Below are 19,185 nucleotides of genomic sequence, written 5' to 3'. Positions count from 1 at the left end.
GATGAGCACGCCCTTGCTGCAGGTCGATCATGTCAGCCTGGAATACGCCTCCGCCCAGCGGGTGGTGCGCGCCACCCATCGGGTGCGCTTCGATGTGCATGAAGCCGACCGTTTCGTGCTGCTGGGGCCATCGGGGTGCGGCAAATCCACCCTGCTCAAGGCGGTGGCCGGCTTCGTCGGCCCGCGCGAGGGGCAGATCCGTCTGGACGGACAGGCGGTGACCGGGCCGGGGCCGGATCGGGTGGTGGTGTTTCAGGAATTCGATCAGCTGGCGCCCTGGAAGAGCGTGCGCGACAACGTGATCTTTGGCCTGCGGGCGGCGCGCACGCTGTCGCGCGCCGAAGCACGCGAACGGGCGGACGAGAGTCTGGCCCAGGTCGGGCTGAGCGCGTTTGCCGAGGCCTACCCACACACCTTGTCCGGCGGCATGAAGCAGCGCGTCGCCATTGCGCGCGCGCTGGCGATGCGTCCACGCGTGTTGCTGATGGACGAGCCCTTCGCGGCACTGGATGCGCTGACGCGTTCGCGCATGCAGGAGCAGGTGCTGGAGCTCTGGGAACAATCGCGCTTCACGCTGTTGTTCGTCACTCATTCCATCGAAGAGGCGTTGGTGGTCGGCAACCGTGTGCTGCTGCTGTCGCCGCACCCGGGCCAGGTGCGCGCCGAGCTCAACGCGCATGCCTTCGGGCCACATAGCGCCGGTAGCGTGGCGTTTCAGCAGACCGCGCAACGGATTCACCGGCTGCTGTTCGATCTGCCCGACGACACCCTGGACGACGACAAGGTGGCGCCATTGCGTCGCAATGCGCCACTGCAGCGTGAGGCGCTGCCATGAGCCGCTCGCCCGCCACCACGTTGCCGCCGATTCCACCGGTGCGCGCGGAATACGAATTGACGCTGCAGCCACTGGACCCGGCCCTGTTGACCGCCGCTGCGCCGATCCGCTGGCAGGCGCCGGCCTGGCTGCGCAAGGCCGTGGTGCTACTGGTCCTTGGAGCGGCCTGGGAGGTCGCCGCGCGCGTGGTCGGCGACGATCTGATGCTGCCAAGCGCACTACAGACCGCGCGCGCGTTCTACGACGGCCTGCTGTCGGGCGAACTGCTGCGCCGGGTGGGCGCTTCACTGCGGGTGCTGGCGCAGGGCTACGCGCTGGGCGTGGTGCTGGCGTTCGTGCTGACCGCCGTGGCCGCCTCCACCCGTTGGGGCCGCGACGTGCTTGGCACACTGACCGCCATGTTCAACCCGCTGCCGGCCATCGCGCTGTTGCCGCTGGCCCTGCTGTGGTTCGGGCTGGGCACCGGCAGCCTGGTGTTCGTGCTGGTGCACTCGGTGCTGTGGCCGCTGGCGCTGACCACCTACGCCGGCTTTCAGGCGGTGCCCGACACGCTGCGCATGGCCGGCCGCAACTACGGCTTGCGTGGGCCGCGCTATGTGGCGCAGCTGCTGATTCCGGCGGCGCTGCCGGCGATCCTGTCCGGCCTGAAGATCGGCTGGGCGTTCGCCTGGCGCACCCTGATCGCCGCCGAGCTGGTGTTCGGCGCCACCTCCGGTCAGGGCGGGCTGGGCTGGTACATCTTCCAGAACCGCAACGAGCTTTACACCGACAAGGTGTTTGCCGGCCTGGCCATGGTGATCGTGCTGGGCCTGCTGGTGGAGGGCGTGGTGTTCCAGGCGATCGAGCGGCTCACCGTGCGACGCTGGGGCATGCAACGCTAGCGGCTCTGCCCCGGCGGCGGCGATGCGCAGCCGGGGTTGATGCCTGACTGGGCTGCATGCAGCCATGTCGGGCCGTCCCTGACCAGCCTCAGCCTGCCTGCCGGGCTCATCGGAACGGTCGCGTGCGCTTAACGGGTCTGGCTTATGCTGCCGGCCCCGTCGCTGCCGTCTGCCGTCATGCCCACCGCGTCGTTCACTGCCTACCTGTATCCGGTCCTGTTGCTGCTCGCCAGCAATGTGTTCATGACCTTCGCCTGGTACGGGCATCTGAAGTACAAGAGCACCCCGCTGATGATCGCGATCCTGGTCAGCTGGGGCATTGCGTTCTTCGAATACTGCCTGCAGGTGCCGGGCAACCGGTTGGGCAGCGCGGTGTACTCGGCGCCGCAGCTCAAGGGCATGCAGGAAGTGATCACGCTGCTGGTGTTTGCCGGGTTCTCGACGTTCTACCTGGGCCAGTCGCTGAAATGGAATCACTGGGCCGCATTCGGGCTGATCCTGGTGGCGGCGTTTTTGATGTTCAAGGAGTAATGGCCCTTTGAGCAACCAGCCCCCGCCTCGCCCGTAGGAGCGCACCAGGGCGCGACCTCGCAGCAGCGTCCCGGGGCGCGACGCGATAGCGTGTCGGGAATGCCGCGTCGCGCCCGGGTTCGCTCCTACAACCTGGGCTGGCTAGTTCGCCGCTTCCACCCATTGCGCAAACACTGCATCGATCTGCGCGTCCTTGATCCGCTTGCCCGCTTGCACAGCTTCGGCCTGCTCGAACATCGGCATGATCATCGCCATGCCATCGGGCTTGGACTTCAGGTGCAGGCCCGGCGGTGTGTCCAGAAATCTGGCCCAGCGTGCACGCACCTTGGCCCAGTAATCCTGCGTGCCCTTCCAGTAGGCATAGGCCGGAGCGAAATCGACCTCGGTGGTCTTGCGGTAGTCGTTGAAGCCGAACTCGCGTGCGATCGCTTCCTGGCTGCCGCCGGGCTTGCGCAGCACCTTGGTGTTGAACTGTTCGTGCGTCCAGCCATTGGGCGTGAGGGTATGCCGATTGATCACCGAGAGCGCGTTGTAGTCGCTGCGCTTGGTGTACTCGCGGCGCGGCAACGGGCGCCAGCTCAAGTCACTGGTCCAGGTCGGGTGGCCATCGGCGTAGTCCCAGCGGCCGGTACCGCAATAGCGTGGCGCATCGCTGACTTCGAACACGCATTGGGTCCACGCACCGGTGGTCGTGGCGGCCGGCACCGCACGCACCTGCCAGGTCTGGTCCGCACTGAACTCGAACCGCTGCGGCGCCTGATAGACCCAGTCCTGCCGCCAGTGCTTGGTCACGTGCTTGGTCTTCTCATCCACCAGCAGGTGCTGCAACACGATCTTTCGCGGGCTGTCCTCGACCACGATGACCACCTCGCTCGCACCGCTGCGCATCGCCGAGGCGCGCTCGTAGCCGGGCTTGAGCAACACGGTTTCGTCGAAGGCGAAATCCACCGCGTATTCGCCCTGCATCGCCAGGATGCTCTGGCGATCGCGCTCGGCATCTGTCGCTGCAGCGGCGACCACGGGTAACAGGCTCAGGGTCAGGGCAAGACAAGGGGGAACGAATCGACTCATCGGAACTCTCGGTGGTGATGACGGGGATGTCAGCGGCGCAGGCGCAGCAGCGCAGCGGTCATGGCGATGGGATCGGCACCGCGCGCGTCGGCCTGCGCCGCGCGCGACGAGGCAGCGCGCGCGCAGCAGCAATCGTCCACGGCCACGCGACCGTCGATGCCTTCTTCCCGCGCAAGCCGTGCGGCGACCTCCGCCCCCAACGCCGACACGGTCGCAAGGCTCGCCGCCAGGGGTTGCGCGCGCCCGCCCGCCGGGTGTAGCCGCAGCGCGCTCAACCGCCAGCTCTCGCCGCGCATGCGTCCGGCCAGCCGCCGCCACAGGCGCTCGCCCACGCCCAGGCCCTGGGTGTCGTCCGGTACGGACGGCAAGCGCGAAACCAGCCGGTCCCAACTCAGGAAGTCGCTGTCCGGCAACAGGTACAACCGCCAGCAGCAGTGGCCGTCGGCATCGAAGAACCACACGCTCTCGCGCACGCCCTCGCTATCGACCTGTCGCAAGGCGGCCGCATCGACCGCGCGCTGCCAGCCATCGAGTTCATTGCCCAGCGCAGGGCGGTACAGGCACAGCACCGTCCCCAACGCCGACAACTGCGGCGGACGCGGCAGCGCCGCGGCGGTAGCGCGTGCATGCGACGACACCGGCGGTGTGCGGGCGATGGGCATGGCCGCTACCAGCTCACGGCCAGGCTGACCGCGGCGGTGCGCCCGGCGCCGGTGAAGCGGTCCACCACCGTGCTGCCGGCCAGCGTGCCGTTGGGCAGTGCATTCCAGTCCACGTAGCGGCGGTCGGCCAGATTGAAGAGGCCGGCGGTGAGCCTGGCGCCGGGTGCGAACTCCCAGTGCCCCATCAGGTCCAGCGTGGCGTAGCCGGCCGGGGTGTAATAGCTTGCCAACTGGGGGCGCCGCTTGCGCGCGACGAAGCTGCCGATCAGCTCTGCGCCCCAGCTGTCGCTGTCGAAGGCCACGCCGAGCGTGCCGCGCAGCGGATCCACCGAGTTGAGCGGCGTGTTGTCGGTCAGGTTGTCGCCTTCCGAATAGGCAACCGCACTGTTCAACGACCAGCCCTGCCAGCCGGCCAGCACCCCGAGATCCAGGCCGCCGCGTGCCTCCGCGCCCTTGATCACCACATCGTCCACGTTGCGCGACTGGAACACCATGAAACCATCGGCGTTGACCCCGGCTGGCGCATTGGACTCGATGAAATCGCGGTAATCGGTGTAGTACACCGCCAGGCCGAGATAACCGAGCGCGTCGTTGAAGCGCAGCCCCAGTTCACCACCGCGACTGGTTTCCGCTTTCAGGTCCGGGTTGGCGATGGCGGTATAGCGCCCCTGCAGATTGGTGAAGCCGATATTGACGTCGTTGTACGGCGGCGCGCGGAAGCCATGCGCGTAGTTGGCGTACGCCGACCATGCATCGGAGAACCGCCACACCGCGCCGAACTTGGGCGAGACCTGGGTTTGGTCGATGGTCGCGGCGGCAACGCCGGGATTGTCTTCGCGGAAGATGTCGTCCACCTGCGGCGACAGCCGGAAATAGTCCACGCGCACGCCCGGCGTCAGCGACAGGCGGCCATCGAGCAGGCCGATTTCGTCCTGCGCATACAACCCGAGCTTGGTGGTTTCGCTGGTCGGGAAATCGCGTACCGGAAACACGTCCTGGCCGACCCGATTGGTGACTGCCCCATTGGCCAGGTTGACCGAATAGCCATCGCGCTTGGCACGCGTGTCGGTCCAGGTGCCGTCCAGGCCATAGGTGATTTCGTGGCGAAGCGTGCCGGTGTCGATGGCTTTGTGGGCGTTGACCAGCAGGCCGTAAACACGCTGGTCGAAGGTGTGTTCGTTATGGCGGCGGGTGTTGTTGCCGCGCAACTCGTTGGTGCGCTGCAGGCTCTCGCTGTCCTGGCGATACATCTGCCACTGCAGATCGTCGGCCAGTGCGGAATCCAGCGCATCGATCTCGTGCCGCAGCGACACCCGCGCACGGGTTTGATGGTCGCGCCCCACCTGCGACAGGATGCGCAACGATGCGATTGGCGAACGCGTGTCGATGCTGGTGAGCGCATCGATGCTGCCGTAGTCTTCGTTGCCTTCGACCGTGAGTTTGAAACGCTGTCGTGCGCTTGGCGCATACACCAGCTTGGTCAGTACGCTGCGGCCGTCGACCTGCTGCGGGTTGGCTGCAGTGCGGGTGAAATCGCGGCTGCGGATGTCCCCCTGGTTTTGCGCCTCCTGGCCCTGACGGTGCGCAACGGCCACCATCCCGCTCCAGCGCTCGCCGCCGAAGGCGCCGGTGGCGCCGGCAAACAGCCCGTTCCAGTCGCCTTCGTAGCCGAACTTCAGGCCGACGTAGCTGGACGTATCGTCGGTCAGATAATCGGATGGATCCTTGGTGACGAAGGCCACCACACCGCCCAGCGCATCGGACCCGTACAAGGCGCTGGCCGGCCCGCGCACCACTTCCACGCGCTTGAGCGTTTCCAGATCGACAAAGTTACGGTTGGCATTGAGATAGCTGCCAAACGCGAAGGTATCCGATACCGGCACGTTGTCGACCAGGATCGCCACGCGGTTACCGTCCAGGCCACGAACGCGGATGCCGCTGGCACCGGTGAAGCGGCCGCTGTTGGTGGTGACCGACACACCGGGCGTATAGCGAAACAAATCCTTGAGTTCGCGCACCAGTTGGTTGTCCAGCTGCTCGCGGTCGATCACGTCCACTGTGCCCGGCACGTCGACCAACGCCCGTTGGGTGCGCGTGGCGGTGACCTGCAGGCGGTCGAAATCGTGCACCTCACGCGCCGGCTCGCCGCCGGCATCTGCGTCGGCAGCATGGGCACACAACGGAACTGCAGGCAGCGCAAGCGACAGCGCGGCCACCAGCGGATGCAGGCGGATCATTCAAGAACCTTTGTGGGAGACCCCGGCCCTTGCGCGCAGCGACACGCCGCGTGCGGCAGCCGAGGGAGAACGGAATGGCGGACGGCGGCGGCAGCGCCCGCAGCGGTGATGCCGCATCCGTCAGCCGGTGCGTTGGTGCAAATCGACAGCACTGAAGCGCTGCTGTTGCAGCGGTGCCCTGGACACTAGCGCGAGGGCGCGCCTGCGCTGCCCTTCAGCATCGTACGGCCGCGCCCGCGTGGGGGGCGCAGCCGGGCGCGCTGCCAGGGTTACTTGGTGAGAATGAGCTTGTCGTTGCTGGTGTGGCGCAGGCGATACACACGGTCGCCATGCTGGATCAGCACTTCGCGGCGACCCTTGAGCAGCGCCTCGCTGCTGATGAGGTCTTCGGCAGGCACAGCACGCGGCGCGGCGCGGTCGCGCAGGTTGACCGGTTCGGAGCGGAGCAGTACGGGATGAGCGGTCATGATCTGGATCTCCAGTCGGTTGGCCAGACAAATAATAACCATTCTCATTTAATGATCAAGAGCCATTCTCATCTGAATGGCTGGATCTTTGCATCACCTCATCGCTCTCAATTGACCAGATCAATCGGTAGCGGTGCTTCGCGTCACCGTGTGACCGCGTCCACCCGCTCCCATCCGGCTGCGTCCATCTGCGCGAGCGTCTCCAGGGCGCCGAGGTTTTCTTCCAGTTGGGCGACCCGGCTGGCACCGAGGATCACACTGGACACGTGCGGGTTGCGCAGGCACCAGGCGATGGCCAGCCGTGCGGGCGCGTGGCCCAGTTCGGCGGCCAGGGCGCAGAAGGCCCGTACGCGCTCGACGCGGCGCGACTCCGCTGCCCCAAACACCTCTTCCTGCAACCAGGCGTTGCCCGGCTGGCCCAGGCGACTGTCCGCGTCCACGCCCTGGTTGTATTTGCCGGTGAGCAGGCCCGAGGCCAGCGGCGACCAGATGGTGGTGCCCAGCCCGCGCTCGCACAGCGGTGCGTACTCGTGTTCCAGCCGCTGGCGATGCAGCAGGTTGTACTGCGGCTGCTCCATCGCCGGCGCATGCAGGTGCTCCTGCTCGGCGATGGCGATGGCCGCGTGCACCTGGTCGGCACTCCACTCGGAGGTGCCCCAATACAGCACCTTGCCCTGGCGGATCAGCGCGTCCATGGCGCGCACGGTTTCCTGGACCGGCGTGTCCAGGTCGGGCCGGTGGCAGAAATACAGATCCAGATAGTCCACGCGCAGGCGCTTGAGCGCGGCGTGGCAGGCATCGGTGACGTGCTTGCGCGACAGCCCGCGCTGGGTCGGGCGCGGGCTGTCCACCGCACCGAAGAACACCTTGCTCGACACGCAGTAGCCGTCGCGCGGCAGGCGCAGATCGGCGATCACATCGCCCATCACCTCTTCGGCGCGGCCGCGTGCATAGACCTCGGCGTTGTCGAAGAAATTGATGCCGTTGTCCCAGGCCGCGGCGATCAGGTTGCGCGCTTCGCCGCGCCCGATCTGCTTGCCGAAGGTGACCCAGGCCCCGAACGACAACGCCGACAGCTGCAGCCCGGTGGAACCCAGACGACGGTAAAGCATGGCGAACTCCTGCAACCTCCGGGGCACCTGCCCCGGACCGGCTTGCGCAGTTTACCGGGCCGGGGCTGTGCGCAAGCCTGTGACGGCCGTCTGAATGCCGCTCGCCTTGCCCGCCGACACCCCCTGCTCTAGGCTTCTCGTTTTGCCGTCAGCAGCCCCGGGGATTGGAATGGTCGAAGGTTTGGGAAGGATCGGTTTCGGCCTGTTCGGTCTGGCGGTGCTCATCGGCATCACCTGGCTGTTTTCGAGCAACCGCCGCGCGATCGACTGGAAGCTGGTCGGCACCGGCCTGCTGCTGCAGATCTCGTTCGCCTCGCTGGTGCTGCTGGTGCCGGGCGGACGCGATGTGTTCGATTCGCTGGGCAAGGGCTTTGTGAAGGTGCTGAGCTTCGTCAATGAAGGCTCCACCTTCATTTTCGGCAGCCTGATGAACATCGAAAGCTACGGCTTCATCTTCGCGTTCCAGGTGCTGCCCACCATCATCTTCTTCTCTGCGCTGATGGGCGTGCTCTATCACCTGGGCGTGATGCAGGTGGTGGTGCGGGCGATGGCATGGGCGATCACCAAGGTGATGCGCGTGTCCGGCGCGGAAACCACCAGCGTGTGCGCCAGCGTGTTCATCGGCCAGACCGAAGCCCCGCTGACGGTGCGCCCGTACATCCCCAAGATGACCCAGTCCGAACTGCTGACGATGATGATCGGCGGCATGGCGCATATCGCCGGCGGCGTACTGGCCGCCTACGTCGGCATGCTCGGCGGCAGCGACCCCGCGCAGCAGGCGTTCTATGCCAAGCATCTGCTCGCCGCCAGCATCATGGCCGCACCGGCCACCCTGGTGGTGGCCAAGCTGCTGGTGCCGGAAACCGGCACCCCGCTGACCCGCGGCACGGTCAAGATGGAAGTGGAAAAGACCACCAGCAACATCATCGACGCGGCGGCGGCCGGAGCCGGAGACGGTTTGCGCCTGGCGCTGAACATCGGTGCGATGCTGTTGGCCTTCATCGCGCTGATCGCCTTGATCAACGCGCCGCTGACCTGGCTGGGCGAGGTCACCGGCGCGGCTGCCGCGCTGGGCCGGCCGACCAACCTGTCGACGATCTTCGGTTATGTGCTGGCACCGGTCGCCTGGGTGATCGGCACGCCCTGGGCGGACGCGACCACGGTCGGTTCGTTGATCGGCCAGAAGGTGGTGATCAACGAGTTCGTCGCCTACACCGAGTTGTCGCAGATCGTGAAGGGCCAGGTGGCCGGCGTGAGCCTGAGCGAAGAAGGCCGTCTGATTGCCACGTATGCCCTGTGCGGTTTTGCCAACTTCAGCTCGATCGCGATCCAGATCGGCGGCATTGGCGGGCTGGCGCCGGAACGTCGTCACGATCTGGCCAAATTCGGCCTGCGTGCGGTGCTCGGCGGTTCGATCGCCACCTTCATGACCGCTACCATTGCCGGGGTGCTCTCGCACTTCGGTTGAGGCGGCGCGGGTTCATCGGCGTCACGGTCTAATCGCCGCACGCCACGTTTCATTCAAGTCATTCAAGCAAGCAGGTATTTATGAGTTCGGTCGTCGTTGTCGGGTCTTTCAATGTCGATCACGTGTGGCGCTGCGACGTGTTGCCGGCGCCAGGTGCCACCATCGCCGGCCGCTACAGCACCGGGCCCGGTGGCAAGGGGTTCAACCAGGCGGTCGCGGCCGCACGTGCCGGTGCCAGGACGCACTTCCTGTGCGCGCTGGGCGACGATGCCGGCGGTGCGCTGGCGCGCTCGCTGGCTGCACACGACGGCTTTGCGCTGATCGCCGAGCCCAGCAACGAGCCCACCGGCACCGGTGGCATCTATGTGGACGGTCATGGCCGCAACACCATCGTGATCGGTGCCGGCGCCAACTCGGTGCTGAGTGCGGCCTTTGTCGACAACCAGCGCGCGCTGGTGGCCTCGGCACGTGTGCTGCTGGCACAGCTGGAATCGCCGGCGGAAACCGTCGAATCGGCACTGGCGCTTGCACGCGAATGCGGCGTGCTGACCGTGCTCAACGCCGCGCCCGCCAATGCGCCGACCTCCATCGGCCTGCTCAAGCTGTCGGACGTGCTGACCCCGAACGAAACCGAATTCGCCGCGCTGCTCGGCCGCCACGTCGGCGAGCGCATCAACGCCGACGATGTCGCGGCGCTGGATGGCAACACGCTGCACTCGCTATGCCGCAAGTTGCTGCCGGGCGGGACCGTGGTGGTCACGCTGGGCGCGGTGGGCGCCTTCATTTCGCACGCCGACGAACAGCTGCGCGGCGACACTGCCGCGCATTACCGCGTGGGCGCCGAAAGCGCGCAGACGGTGGACACCACCGGTGCCGGCGACGCCTTCAACGGCGCACTGGTCGCCTCGCTGGCGCAGTCGCCGGGGGCGAGCTTCATCACCCACGTGCGCTTTGCCACCCGCTACGCAGCGCGCTCCACCGAAGTGGAAGGCGCGGCCACCTCGATGCCGCGGATGCTGCCTGACGTGGCTGTGTAAGCCGCACGCGTCAAGCGATCGACAAAGGCGACGGCAGCGATGCGGTCGCCTTCTGCGTTCAGGGGTTTGGCGTGCATGTTGAGACTGTTTTGCGCTGGGGACCGCAGGTTGAGACGTGGCTGCCGACGGGCGCTGCGAGCTCTGCTGCTGCAGGAACTTCGGTCGCCTTCGTCGGAAAGCGTCGGGTACAGGAATCAGGTGTGATGCCAGGGAATGAGGCGTGATGCAGCGTCGGGCGCCCGTACCCTCATCCGGCGCTGACGCGCCACCTTCTCCCGACGGGAGAAGGAATAGAAGCTGCTCCCACTCGCGAAAGGAATAGAAGCTGCTCTCCTACTCCGACGCGGAGAAGGAAGAGACCCTGTTCTCTTACTCCCGAGTGAAGGAATAGGAGCTGCTCTCCTACCCACGAGGCGGAGAAGGAATAGAAGCCCCTCTCCCAGCGGGAGAGGGGTTGGGGTGAGGGTACGGTCAGCCAACAGGTTCACCGCCCTCGTTCTATCTAGTCGCGCGACCCGCACAGCATCGTGCAGGACCGAAGGCCGGAAACGCTTTCCCGATTCCCCATTCCCGATTTCCCACCCAGCTACAATGCCCCCATGCAGATCGGCCCCTACTCCATCGCCCCCAAGGTGATTCTCGCGCCCATGGCCGGCGTCACCGACAAGCCGTTCCGCTTGCTGTGCAAGCGGCTTGGCGCCGGGCTGGCGGTGTCGGAGATGACCATTTCCGACTCGCGCTTCTGGGGCACGCGCAAATCGCTGCACCGCATGGACCATGCCGGCGAACCGGACCCGATCAGCGTGCAGATCGCCGGCACCGAGCCGCAGCAACTGGCCGAGGCGGCCCGCTACAACGTGGACCACGGTGCGCAGCTGATCGACATCAACATGGGCTGCCCGGCCAAGAAGGTGTGCAATGCCTGGGCCGGCTCGGCATTGATGCGCGATGAAGCGCTCGTGGCGCGCATCCTGCGCGCGGTGGTGCAGGCGGTGGATGTGCCGGTGACCTTGAAGATCCGCACCGGCTGGGATTGCGACCATCGCAACGGCCCCACCATCGCTCGCATCGCGCAGGACTGTGGGATTGCCGCACTCGCCGTGCACGGGCGTACCCGCGACCAGCATTACACCGGCAGCGCCGAGTACGCGACGATCGCGCAGATCAAGGCGGCGCTGCAGATCCCGGTGATCGCCAACGGCGATATCGATTCGCCGCAGAAGGCCGCCCAGGTGCTGCGCGAGACCGGCGTGGATGCGGTGATGATCGGCCGCGCCGCGCAGGGCCGCCCCTGGATTTTTGGCGGGGTGGCGCACTATCTGGCTACTGGCGAGCTGTTGCCGCCGCCGTCGCTGGCATTTGTGCGCGACACGCTGTTGGGGCATCTGGAGGCCTTGCACGCGTTCTACGGCCAGCCGCAGGGCGTGCGCATCGCCCGCAAGCACCTGGGCTGGTATGCGAAGGATCACCCGCAAAGCGCCGACTTCCGCGCGGTGGTCAATCGCGCCGAGACGCCGGAGGCACAACTGGCGCTGACGCGCGACTACTTCGATGCCTTGATTGCCGGCGTGGCGCCAGAATTGTCGGACGCTGCCTGAGTTTTCCTGCATTGCTGGAGCTGCACACATGAGCGCACCGCACGACTCCTCGACCTACCTGCACGGATTTTCTGCCACCGAACAGGCGCGCCTGCTCAAGCAGGCCCGGCTGCTGGAAACGACCCTGTTCAACGAGGTCGACTACAGCGGCGCGCGGCGCCTGCTGGAAGTGGGCAGCGGGGTCGGCGCGCAGACCGAGATCCTGCTGCGCCGGTTTCCCGACCTGCACGTCACCGGCGTGGACCTGAGCGAGGCGCAACTGGGCGCGGCGCGGGCCAACCTTGAACGGTTGGCGTGGTGCCGCGAGCGCTACACGCTGCAGCAGGCCGATGCGGGCGACCTGCCATTCGAGGCGCGCCAGTTCGATGCGGCCTTCCTGTGCTGGGTGCTCGAACACGTGCCCTCGCCGGCGCGCGTACTCAACGAAGTGCGCCGCGTGTTGCTGCCCGGCGCGCCGGTCTACGTGACCGAGGTGATGAATGCCTCGTTCCTGCTGCACCCGTACTCGCCCAACCTGTGGCGCTACTGGATGGCGTTCAACGACTTCCAGCATGACCAGGGCGGCGACCCGTTCGTCGGTGCCAAGCTGGGCAACCTGCTGCTGGCCGGCGGCTTCCGCGATGTGCACACGCAGATCAAGACCCTGCATCTGGACAACCGCGAGCCCGGCCGGCGCAAGACCATGATCGGGTTCTGGGAAGAAGTGCTGCTGTCGGCGGCCGATCAGCTGCTGCAGGCCGGCGCCGTCGACGCAGACACCGTGGAGGGCATGCGCGGCGAACTGGCGCAGGTGCAAAGCGACCCGAATGCGGTGTTCTTCTACTCGTTCGTGCAGGCCCGCGCCACGGTCTATTGAGCGTTCGGAACAGGTGCGGCGGCCGGCGTCCCGGCCGTGTCCAGGTCACCGGTCAGCGTCGTGCCGCTTGGCGCCTGCCAGATGCGGCGCCACATCTGCGCCAGCACCGCACCGATCTGGTCGCGGGCCACCGGTGCGCGATACGCCGCCTGCACCTGCCTCGGCACGATCGGCTGCCACTGTCCGTCCTCGCGATGGGCCACGACGAAATTGAAGTTGTAGTCCGGCTCCAGGCCCATGCGCAGGTCGCTGAGCATCAGGTCGTCATCGACCAGGCGTGCGCGCATGAAGCCGCGATTGAACCAGGTCAGCCTGCGTACCGAATCGAACCGGGCCACTTCGCCCAGTGCCTGGGTATTGCTGGAGAACCCGCGGAACTGCATCGGGCCGCTGTCGGCCACCAGCGAACGTTCGCCGATCACATAACCGCTGGGCGTCATCGCCACCACGCGCCACAGCAAGGTGTTGAACGGCATGGGTACCGAGAAGCGTGGCGCGTCGGCCAGCCCCATCGCCGCCAGCGCGCGATCGGCCTGCTGGTCGACCAGGTGCTTGGCCATCAGCGACCAGCCCAGGTACGCACTGCTCGCCACCAGCCCGATCACCAGCGCGCGCTGCGCAAGCGGGCGCGCACGCGCGAACCAGGCCACCGCACAGGCCAGCAACAGCCACAGCGTGTACGCCGGGTCGATGATGAAGACGCTCGACCACATGGCCGGGTGCGGCTGCAGCGGCCACCACAGCTGGGTGCCGTAGACGGTAAAGGCATCCAGCAGCGGATGGGTGATCAGCGCCAGCTGGATCGCCCAGAACCAGCGCGTGGGTGCACTGGCCACGCGCCCGTTGTCGTAGCGCCGGAACAGCCACCAGATCAGCCAGCCCACCAACGGCAGCACGAACAACGAATGGCTGGCGCTGCGGTGCACGGTCATCAGGGTGACCGGGTCGTCGGTCAGCGGCAGCAACACCAGCGAGTCGAGGTCGGGCAAGGTGCCCAGTGCCGCGCCGGCCAACAGGGCAGCGCGGCGCTGTCCGGGCGGCGCGATGGCAGCGGCGATGGCGCCGCCAAGAACGATCTGGGTCAATGAATCCATCGGCCGATGCTAGCAGGCCCGACATGCACGCATGGGAATATCCACCGCCACGTTTCGTCGGCACGGGGCTGTGGATGCGTTGGCCCCTGCGCCGGACGCGCCGCGCCCACCGTCATCGGCTTAACCCCACGGCATCGCGTTCAGGCGCACAATGCAACCGACACACGGGGCGTGTATCATCCGCACCCATCTTTTCATCCGAATTAAGGGATATAAGCCTGATGTCCAGCTACCTGTTCACCTCCGAATCGGTCTCCGAAGGCCATCCGGACAAGATCGCCGACCAGATCTCCGACGCCGTGCTGGATGCCATCCTGGCCCAGGACAAGCGTGCCCGCGTGGCGTGCGAGACGCTGGTCAAGACGGGCGTTGCGATCGTCGCCGGCGAAGTGACCACCAGCGCCTGGATCGATCTGGAAGCGCTGACCCGCAAGGTGATCCTGGATATCGGCTACAACAGCTCCGACGTCGGCTTCGACGGCGAGACCTGTGGCGTGCTCAACCTGATCGGCAAGCAGTCGCCGGACATCAACCAGGGCGTGGACCGCAAGAAGCCCGAAGAACAGGGTGCCGGCGACCAGGGCCTGATGTTCGGCTATGCCACCAACGAGACCGACAGCTTCATGCCGGCGGCGATCCACCTCTCGCACCGCCTGGTCGAGCAGCAGGCCAAGATCCGCAAGAAGAAGAACTCGGCGCTGGCCTGGCTGCGTCCGGATGCCAAGTCGCAGGTCACCCTGCGCTATGAAGACGGCGCGGCGACCGCGATCGATGCGGTGGTGCTGTCGACCCAGCACGACCCGGGCATCAAGCAGAAGGACCTGATCGAAGCCGTGCGCGAGGAAATCCTCAAGCCGGTGCTGCCGGCCAAGTGGCTGCACAAGGGCACCAAGTTCCACATCAACCCGACCGGCAAGTTCGTGATCGGCGGCCCGGTGGGCGACTGCGGCCTGACCGGTCGCAAGATCATCGTCGACACCTACGGCGGCTGGGCCCGTCACGGCGGCGGCGCGTTCTCGGGCAAGGATCCGTCCAAGGTCGACCGTTCGGCTGCCTATGCGGCGCGCTACGTGGCCAAGAACGTGGTGGCCGCGGGTCTGGCCGACCGTTGCGAAGTGCAGGTGTCCTACGCCATCGGCGTGGCCGAGCCGACCTCGATTTCGGTCACCACCTTCGGCACCGGCAAGATCGCCGACGAGCAGATCGAAAAGCTGATTCGCAAGCATTTCGACCTGCGTCCGTTCGGCATCATCCAGATGCTCGACCTGATCCACCCGATGTACCAGCAGACCGCCTCTTATGGCCACTTCGGCCGCAAGCCGAAGGACTTCACCTACACCGACGGTGCCGGCGTGCAGCATTCCGCCACCTCGTTCTCGTGGGAAAAGACCGACCGCGCCGACGCCCTGCGTGCCGACGCCAAGCTGAAATAATCACGCCGCTTCTGCGGGAGCGAGCGCGATGCGTGACGACCGGGCCGCTGATGCGGCCCGGTTGCGTTTTGGCGGTCTGTCGGTGGGTTGCCCAACTGCAGGAAGTGGCAGGTTGCGGATGCGTCGGCTGACGGCGGACCCGTACGTGCAGGTGCGTGACGCAATAGAGCCCCTCTCCCCGCGGGGCGAGAAGGCACGGCTTACGCGCCACCGGCGCGTGTGCCTTGGAGCGCCCGCGCCGCAAGCGCGGGCCGGGGCGCAGAGAGGGGTTGGGGTGAGGGTAAGGGCGAAGCCACTCCCTGCCGAATAGCACCTGGCTGCGCACATGCCCTCATCCGCTCCTACGGAGCACCTTCTCCCGCCTTGCGGGAGAAGGGACAACGATGCCAGCAGTCTGCTCAAGCCCCTCTCCCTGCGGGAGACGGGTTGGGGGTGAGGGTACGGGGGCGAAGCCAACCACCTGCCGAATAACACGTGGCTGCGCACGTACCCTTATCCGCCCCTGCGAGGCACCTTGTCCCCATGAAAGAGGACACTGTGCCGCGGGGAAGAATGGACAACGACGCCAACCGCTGCTCAAGCCCCTCTCCCTGCGGGAGAGGGGTTGGGGTGAGGGTACGGGTCGAAGTCACAGGCCATGCAAACCATCGCAGGACAGTTGTCGCGAACCTGTTGCTACCGATCGAGCTGCAACTGCTGCTGCAGCGCCGTAGCAAAATCCGCCAATGGGCAGGCCGTGCGCTGCTCCGGTGCACACAGGCCCAGCGCCAATTCCTGCTGGAGCGGCGGGTGGTCCAGATCCAGCGGCGCGAGGGTGCGCAATTGGTCCAGCGATTGCGCCAGGTAACGTGCACGCACCACCTGGGTGCCATCTGGCGCGCGCCACAGGCCGAGCAGCAACGCGCCACCCGGTGGCGGGTCGTCGGCGCCGTAGCCGGGCAAGTGGAAGTGCACGCCCAGCAGGCTGCTCAGTGCAGCGATATGCGTGTCGCTGCCGACGAACAGCGAGACCTTCGGCGCCTGCGCATTTCCGAACCGTTGCAGCACCGCGCGCGCCAACGGGGCGCCCGAACGCTGCGCCATGTAGTGCGGGCGTGCATAGAGATCGAACAGCAGTGCATGCAATCGCGACACCTGTGCCAGACGCTCGGGGGTGGCGCGGCCCCAGCCGACCTGCGCCAGCGGCAGGCCATCGGCATACTGCAGCAACAGCACTTCGCCGGTGCCGGAGGTCAGGTCGATCGGCCCGCCCAGGGCCAGGCCCCGCCCATTGGCCGAGGGCGCCAGCGTGGAGGGCATGCGGGCAAAATCGCAGGGCGTGCGGCGGCAGCCCAGAATCTGCTGCATCGCCTGCAGTTCGGCCGCGTGGCCTACCAGCAAGGCGGCCGGGCCGCCGGTCTGCCGCTGGATCGATGCCACGGCAGCGGCTGCGTCGAATGCCACCGCGCCGGCTTCGATCGGCCGGAACAGCGGGTCGTCGCTGCCTGCCTCGCGGTGGCCGGCGACCAGGCCGCAGCCGGGTGCCAGTGCGTCGGCCAGCAGCGCGCCGCTGTCGATGGTGCGTTGATCGGTGTTGGCCCAGACCGACACGCTGCCCGGCGACGGGCAGCCGGCGTACGGCAGCAGCCCCTGCGCCGCCAGCCACTGACGCAGATACTCCCCGCTCAAGCGCACTGCCGTGCGACCCCGCGGGGTCAGCAGGCTGGCCGGGGTGGACCACTGCGGCCAGGGCCGGTCGGCATAGCGTGCCGCCGCTGCTTCGCCCTGTAGCGGCGCACGCACGCCGTGGCGGAAGATCACCACCACGCGCTCGAGGTGGGCCGTGGCTGTCGCGGGTGATGGTTCCGCTGCTGCGGCGCTGCCCTGCGTGCGCGCATCCGACGTCGGCAGCGGTGCATGCGGTTCCGATGCTGCGCAGCCGCTCAACAACGTGGCGGCCAACGACGTCCACAGCGCGCTTGCGACGAACATCGATGGCATACCGATACGCGGCATGCGCGCGTCATGCGTTGCGCCGTTTGCCGGCGGCGCAGGGTACCCCGTGGAGTGCGGCGGGCGCCACGCGATCCCCATCGCATCGCGCCCGCTGCATCGATCCGTTGCGGACCGCGGCAATTCCCGCTTGCCGGCGAACGCCCCCTGCGGCCCGGCACCCTGCCCTACATCACCGACTTCGCGCGCGGCGATCCTGCTGCGCCGGCTCCTGTCGACGACGGCAGTCCACATCGTCTGCATGTCCTCTGAGCAGCTTCGTAAGCGGTGCAGCAGCCAACAACGAGCGTACATTCCGTCATCCAGAGCACAGCCGGGCTGCAACACCGTCGGACGTCCCGACAGTGCGACGGCACGAGCGGAAAAGCGATGCAGCAGCCCTGCATCACGCCTGCAGGCAGGCGCGGCGCATGATGGGGATGGGTTGTTTCACCCCGGTGACGCCCGGGCAAGACCCGAAATCTGCATGCCTCAGGCGCGCACCTCGGCACAGTTGCGCGAGTACGCAGCTGGAATGGCGGCCGGGCTGCGCAGACGAGGGCCGCGGCGCGGTCGCGGACATTTCCACTCGGATCGCAGTGCGGGCACTCGCGCTACGGCCCCCGCAGCCTGTTTCGCCATCCACTACTCGCCATCCAAAAAGCGTGACCATGCACCCGCCATCCATGCCGTGGGCAGCGGGCCGCACTCACGTCCGCAGAAAGATCTCCACGCGCCGGTTGAGCTGCCGTCCGCCGGGATTGTCCTGCCCGTTGAGGGTGTTGGGTGCCACCGGCTGCGATTCGCCATAGCCCTTCGCACCGGCCGTCTGGGCGGTACCGCGCGTACGCAGCGCGGCAAGCACGGCGTTGGCGCGGCGCTCGGACAGGGCCTGGTTGTAGGCGTCGTCCCCCTTGCTGTCGGTATGCCCGCGCACCTGCATGTCCTGTGCTGTCACCTTGCCGAGCGCAGCGGCCAATGTATCGAGCACGCGTGCCGCATCGGGACGGATGTCGGACTTGTCGAAGTCGAACAGGATGCGGTCGTTCAAGGTAATCAGATAACCGCAGGGCGCACCGGGCGGGGCGAACTTCTGCAGCGGCGGGAAGCGGCCGGCCGGCGGCACCTTGGGCAGCGGCGGCATGCGCACCTCGCGGGGAGGCGTGCCCACCGTGCCGGTGCCGTCGCCGTGGTTCTGCACCAGACCCTCGGGCCCGTTCCAGGTACCCGACCCATCGGCGTTGATGGTCACCAGCCCGCGTGGACCGTTCCAGGTGCCGCTGCCATCGCCGCGATTGTCGATCAGGCCGCTCTTGCTGCTGTTCCAGGTGCCGGCGCCCTTGCCGTCCAGGCTGATCAAACCGGCCGGGCCGTTGTAGGTGCCGCCGCCATTGGACTGCACATCGATGAGCGCATCGTCGCCGTTCTGGCCGGTGCCGTTGATGGTGCCGCTGCCATCGGCGTTGATGCTGATCAAGCCACCGTCGAAGTTGGCGGTGCCACTGCCGTCGGCCTTGAGATCGAACAAACCACCATCGCCGTTACGCAGCAGGTTGCCATGGGCATCGACGCTGGTGATGCCGGCATCGGCGATCAGCGTGCCGCCATCGCCACAACGCGCGGGCGCCACGCTGACGCCTTCGATCGGGTCGAGCACGTCCTGCAACGAGGCTTCCAGTGCGCGTTGCGCCGGGGTCACGCCGACGATGTCGGGGACCACGATCATCGGGATGGCCGGAAATTCGGGCACTGCCGCATCGGTCGCGGGTGCCGCATCGTTGGCAGGCGTTGCGGTCTGCGTTGCCTGCGGCCTTGTGCCTGCAACGTCTGCCGCAGTCTTCTGACCTTCGCCACGGCTGCAAGCCGCCAATAGCAAGGGAACCCAAATCAATGCCGACAACGTCTTGCGCATCGCGTCTTCCTTGGTTCGAG

The 19,185-nt window shown here is 67.0% G+C and carries 16 protein-coding genes; 8 read left to right on the top strand and 8 right to left on the bottom strand.

The genetic code is table 11. The features are described from left to right. Position 1 precedes the first annotated feature (1 nt). The 3 genes from ABQZ09_RS11120 to ABQZ09_RS11110 all read left to right on the top strand — a co-directional run bounded on the left by ABQZ09_RS11120 (position 2) and on the right by ABQZ09_RS11110 (position 2,247). Positions 2 to 835: an ABC transporter ATP-binding protein gene (locus ABQZ09_RS11120; RefSeq protein WP_184552807.1), complete on the top strand. Its 834-nt coding sequence runs from the start codon at positions 2 to 4 to the stop codon at positions 833 to 835. Further along, the gene (locus tag ABQZ09_RS11115) at positions 832 to 1,716 is read left to right on the top strand and encodes an ABC transporter permease (protein WP_184552809.1); all 885 of its coding nucleotides are present in this window, start codon (positions 832 to 834) and stop codon (positions 1,714 to 1,716) included. The genes ABQZ09_RS11120 and ABQZ09_RS11115 overlap by 4 nt, the downstream gene beginning before the upstream one ends. 177 nt (positions 1,717 to 1,893) lie before the next feature. Continuing rightward, a complete protein-coding gene (locus ABQZ09_RS11110) occupies positions 1,894 to 2,247 on the top strand; it encodes a DMT family protein (RefSeq protein ID WP_039408585.1) in 354 nt (117 codons plus the stop codon). Between the two features lie 141 nt (positions 2,248 to 2,388). Here the strand turns inward: ABQZ09_RS11110 and ABQZ09_RS11105 are convergent, their stop codons facing one another. The 5 genes from ABQZ09_RS11105 to ABQZ09_RS11085 form a co-directional block, all read right to left on the bottom strand. Beyond that, complete coding sequence (locus ABQZ09_RS11105; protein ID WP_184552811.1) at positions 2,389 to 3,318, bottom strand: DUF6607 family protein; 930 nt, start codon at positions 3,316 to 3,318, stop codon at positions 2,389 to 2,391. Between the two features lie 29 nt (positions 3,319 to 3,347). After that, positions 3,348 to 3,980, bottom strand: a complete 633-nt coding sequence (locus ABQZ09_RS11100) for a Hemin transport protein (RefSeq protein ID WP_184552813.1) — start codon at positions 3,978 to 3,980, stop codon at positions 3,348 to 3,350. 5 nt (positions 3,981 to 3,985) lie between these two features. Next, on the bottom strand, positions 3,986 to 6,217 hold the full coding sequence (locus tag ABQZ09_RS11095) for a TonB-dependent hemoglobin/transferrin/lactoferrin family receptor (RefSeq protein ID WP_349776887.1): 2,232 nt from the start codon (positions 6,215 to 6,217) through the stop codon (positions 3,986 to 3,988). Positions 6,218 to 6,486: 269 nt separating this feature from the next. Continuing rightward, positions 6,487 to 6,726 carry a hemin uptake protein HemP gene (hemP, locus tag ABQZ09_RS11090; RefSeq protein ID WP_024938306.1) on the bottom strand — a complete coding sequence of 80 codons (240 nt, stop codon included), beginning with the start codon at positions 6,724 to 6,726 and terminating at the stop codon, positions 6,487 to 6,489. A gap of 101 nt (positions 6,727 to 6,827) precedes the next feature. Then, positions 6,828 to 7,811: a potassium channel beta subunit family protein gene (locus ABQZ09_RS11085; RefSeq protein ID WP_349776938.1), complete on the bottom strand. Its 984-nt coding sequence runs from the start codon at positions 7,809 to 7,811 to the stop codon at positions 6,828 to 6,830. Positions 7,812 to 7,965: 154 nt separating this feature from the next. Between ABQZ09_RS11085 and ABQZ09_RS11080 the strand changes: the two genes are divergently transcribed. The 4 genes from ABQZ09_RS11080 (at position 7,966) to ABQZ09_RS11065 (ending at position 12,755) form a co-directional block, all read left to right on the top strand. Next, positions 7,966 to 9,264 (top strand): NupC/NupG family nucleoside CNT transporter, encoded by a 1,299-nt coding sequence (locus tag ABQZ09_RS11080; protein WP_039408521.1) that lies wholly within the window; start codon positions 7,966 to 7,968, stop codon positions 9,262 to 9,264. An 80-nt stretch (positions 9,265 to 9,344) separates the two neighbouring features. Next, complete coding sequence (locus tag ABQZ09_RS11075) at positions 9,345 to 10,301, top strand: ribokinase (RefSeq protein ID WP_039565492.1); 957 nt, start codon at positions 9,345 to 9,347, stop codon at positions 10,299 to 10,301. A 599-nt stretch (positions 10,302 to 10,900) separates the two neighbouring features. Beyond that, on the top strand, positions 10,901 to 11,899 hold the full coding sequence (gene dusB / locus ABQZ09_RS11070) for a tRNA dihydrouridine synthase DusB (protein ID WP_228314388.1): 999 nt from the start codon (positions 10,901 to 10,903) through the stop codon (positions 11,897 to 11,899). A gap of 28 nt (positions 11,900 to 11,927) precedes the next feature. Then, positions 11,928 to 12,755 carry a class I SAM-dependent methyltransferase gene (locus tag ABQZ09_RS11065; protein WP_184552819.1) on the top strand — a complete coding sequence of 276 codons (828 nt, stop codon included), beginning with the start codon at positions 11,928 to 11,930 and terminating at the stop codon, positions 12,753 to 12,755. On the opposite strand, the gene ABQZ09_RS11060 is transcribed toward ABQZ09_RS11065, so the two are convergent. Further along, entirely contained in the window at positions 12,749 to 13,849 is a 1,101-nt protein-coding gene (locus tag ABQZ09_RS11060) for a metal-dependent hydrolase (protein ID WP_349776886.1), read from the bottom strand. The two genes, ABQZ09_RS11065 and ABQZ09_RS11060, sit on opposite strands and share 7 nt — an antisense overlap. Positions 13,850 to 14,070: 221 nt before the next feature. Between ABQZ09_RS11060 and metK the strand changes: the two genes are divergently transcribed. Continuing rightward, the gene (metK, locus tag ABQZ09_RS11055; protein ID WP_047694400.1) at positions 14,071 to 15,282 is read left to right on the top strand and encodes a methionine adenosyltransferase; all 1,212 of its coding nucleotides are present in this window, start codon (positions 14,071 to 14,073) and stop codon (positions 15,280 to 15,282) included. 675 nt (positions 15,283 to 15,957) lie between these two features. Here the strand turns inward: metK and ABQZ09_RS11050 are convergent. Both ABQZ09_RS11050 and ABQZ09_RS11045 read right to left on the bottom strand, forming a co-directional pair. After that, positions 15,958 to 17,355, bottom strand: a complete 1,398-nt coding sequence (locus ABQZ09_RS11050) for a histidine-type phosphatase (protein ID WP_503018922.1) — start codon at positions 17,353 to 17,355, stop codon at positions 15,958 to 15,960. A gap of 607 nt (positions 17,356 to 17,962) precedes the next feature. Continuing rightward, a complete protein-coding gene (locus ABQZ09_RS11045) occupies positions 17,963 to 19,165 on the bottom strand; it encodes an OmpA family protein (RefSeq protein WP_503018921.1) in 1,203 nt (400 codons plus the stop codon). Positions 19,166 to 19,185 lie beyond the last annotated feature (20 nt).

Origin of the sequence: Xanthomonas sp. WHRI 6106 (genome assembly GCF_040202405.1) — a bacterium.
Lineage (GTDB): Bacteria > Pseudomonadota > Gammaproteobacteria > Xanthomonadales > Xanthomonadaceae > Xanthomonas > Xanthomonas cannabis.
This window is presented reverse-complemented; position numbering and strand designations above follow the sequence as displayed.

What these genes read in the sequence shown, in the direction of transcription:
- ABQZ09_RS11120 (WP_184552807.1), top strand. Translation starts at nt 2, where the DNA reads ATGAGCACGCCCTTGCTGCAGGTCGATCATGTCAGCCTGGAATACGCC.
- ABQZ09_RS11115 (WP_184552809.1), top strand. Translation starts at nt 832, where the DNA reads ATGAGCCGCTCGCCCGCCACCACGTTGCCGCCGATTCCACCGGTGCGC.
- ABQZ09_RS11110 (WP_039408585.1), top strand. Translation starts at nt 1,894, where the DNA reads ATGCCCACCGCGTCGTTCACTGCCTACCTGTATCCGGTCCTGTTGCTG.
- ABQZ09_RS11105 (WP_184552811.1), bottom strand. Translation starts at nt 3,318, where the DNA reads ATGAGTCGATTCGTTCCCCCTTGTCTTGCCCTGACCCTGAGCCTGTTA.
- ABQZ09_RS11100 (WP_184552813.1), bottom strand. Translation starts at nt 3,980, where the DNA reads ATGCCCATCGCCCGCACACCGCCGGTGTCGTCGCATGCACGCGCTACC.
- ABQZ09_RS11095 (WP_349776887.1), bottom strand. Translation starts at nt 6,217, where the DNA reads ATGATCCGCCTGCATCCGCTGGTGGCCGCGCTGTCGCTTGCGCTGCCT.
- hemP (WP_024938306.1), bottom strand. Translation starts at nt 6,726, where the DNA reads ATGGTTATTATTTGTCTGGCCAACCGACTGGAGATCCAGATCATGACC.
- ABQZ09_RS11080 (WP_039408521.1), top strand. Translation starts at nt 7,966, where the DNA reads ATGGTCGAAGGTTTGGGAAGGATCGGTTTCGGCCTGTTCGGTCTGGCG.
- ABQZ09_RS11075 (WP_039565492.1), top strand. Translation starts at nt 9,345, where the DNA reads ATGAGTTCGGTCGTCGTTGTCGGGTCTTTCAATGTCGATCACGTGTGG.
- dusB (WP_228314388.1), top strand. Translation starts at nt 10,901, where the DNA reads ATGCAGATCGGCCCCTACTCCATCGCCCCCAAGGTGATTCTCGCGCCC.
- ABQZ09_RS11065 (WP_184552819.1), top strand. Translation starts at nt 11,928, where the DNA reads ATGAGCGCACCGCACGACTCCTCGACCTACCTGCACGGATTTTCTGCC.
- ABQZ09_RS11060 (WP_349776886.1), bottom strand. Translation starts at nt 13,849, where the DNA reads ATGGATTCATTGACCCAGATCGTTCTTGGCGGCGCCATCGCCGCTGCC.
- metK (WP_047694400.1), top strand. Translation starts at nt 14,071, where the DNA reads ATGTCCAGCTACCTGTTCACCTCCGAATCGGTCTCCGAAGGCCATCCG.
- ABQZ09_RS11050 (WP_503018922.1), bottom strand. Translation starts at nt 17,355, where the DNA reads ATGGGGATCGCGTGGCGCCCGCCGCACTCCACGGGGTACCCTGCGCCG.
- ABQZ09_RS11045 (WP_503018921.1), bottom strand. Translation starts at nt 19,165, where the DNA reads ATGCGCAAGACGTTGTCGGCATTGATTTGGGTTCCCTTGCTATTGGCG.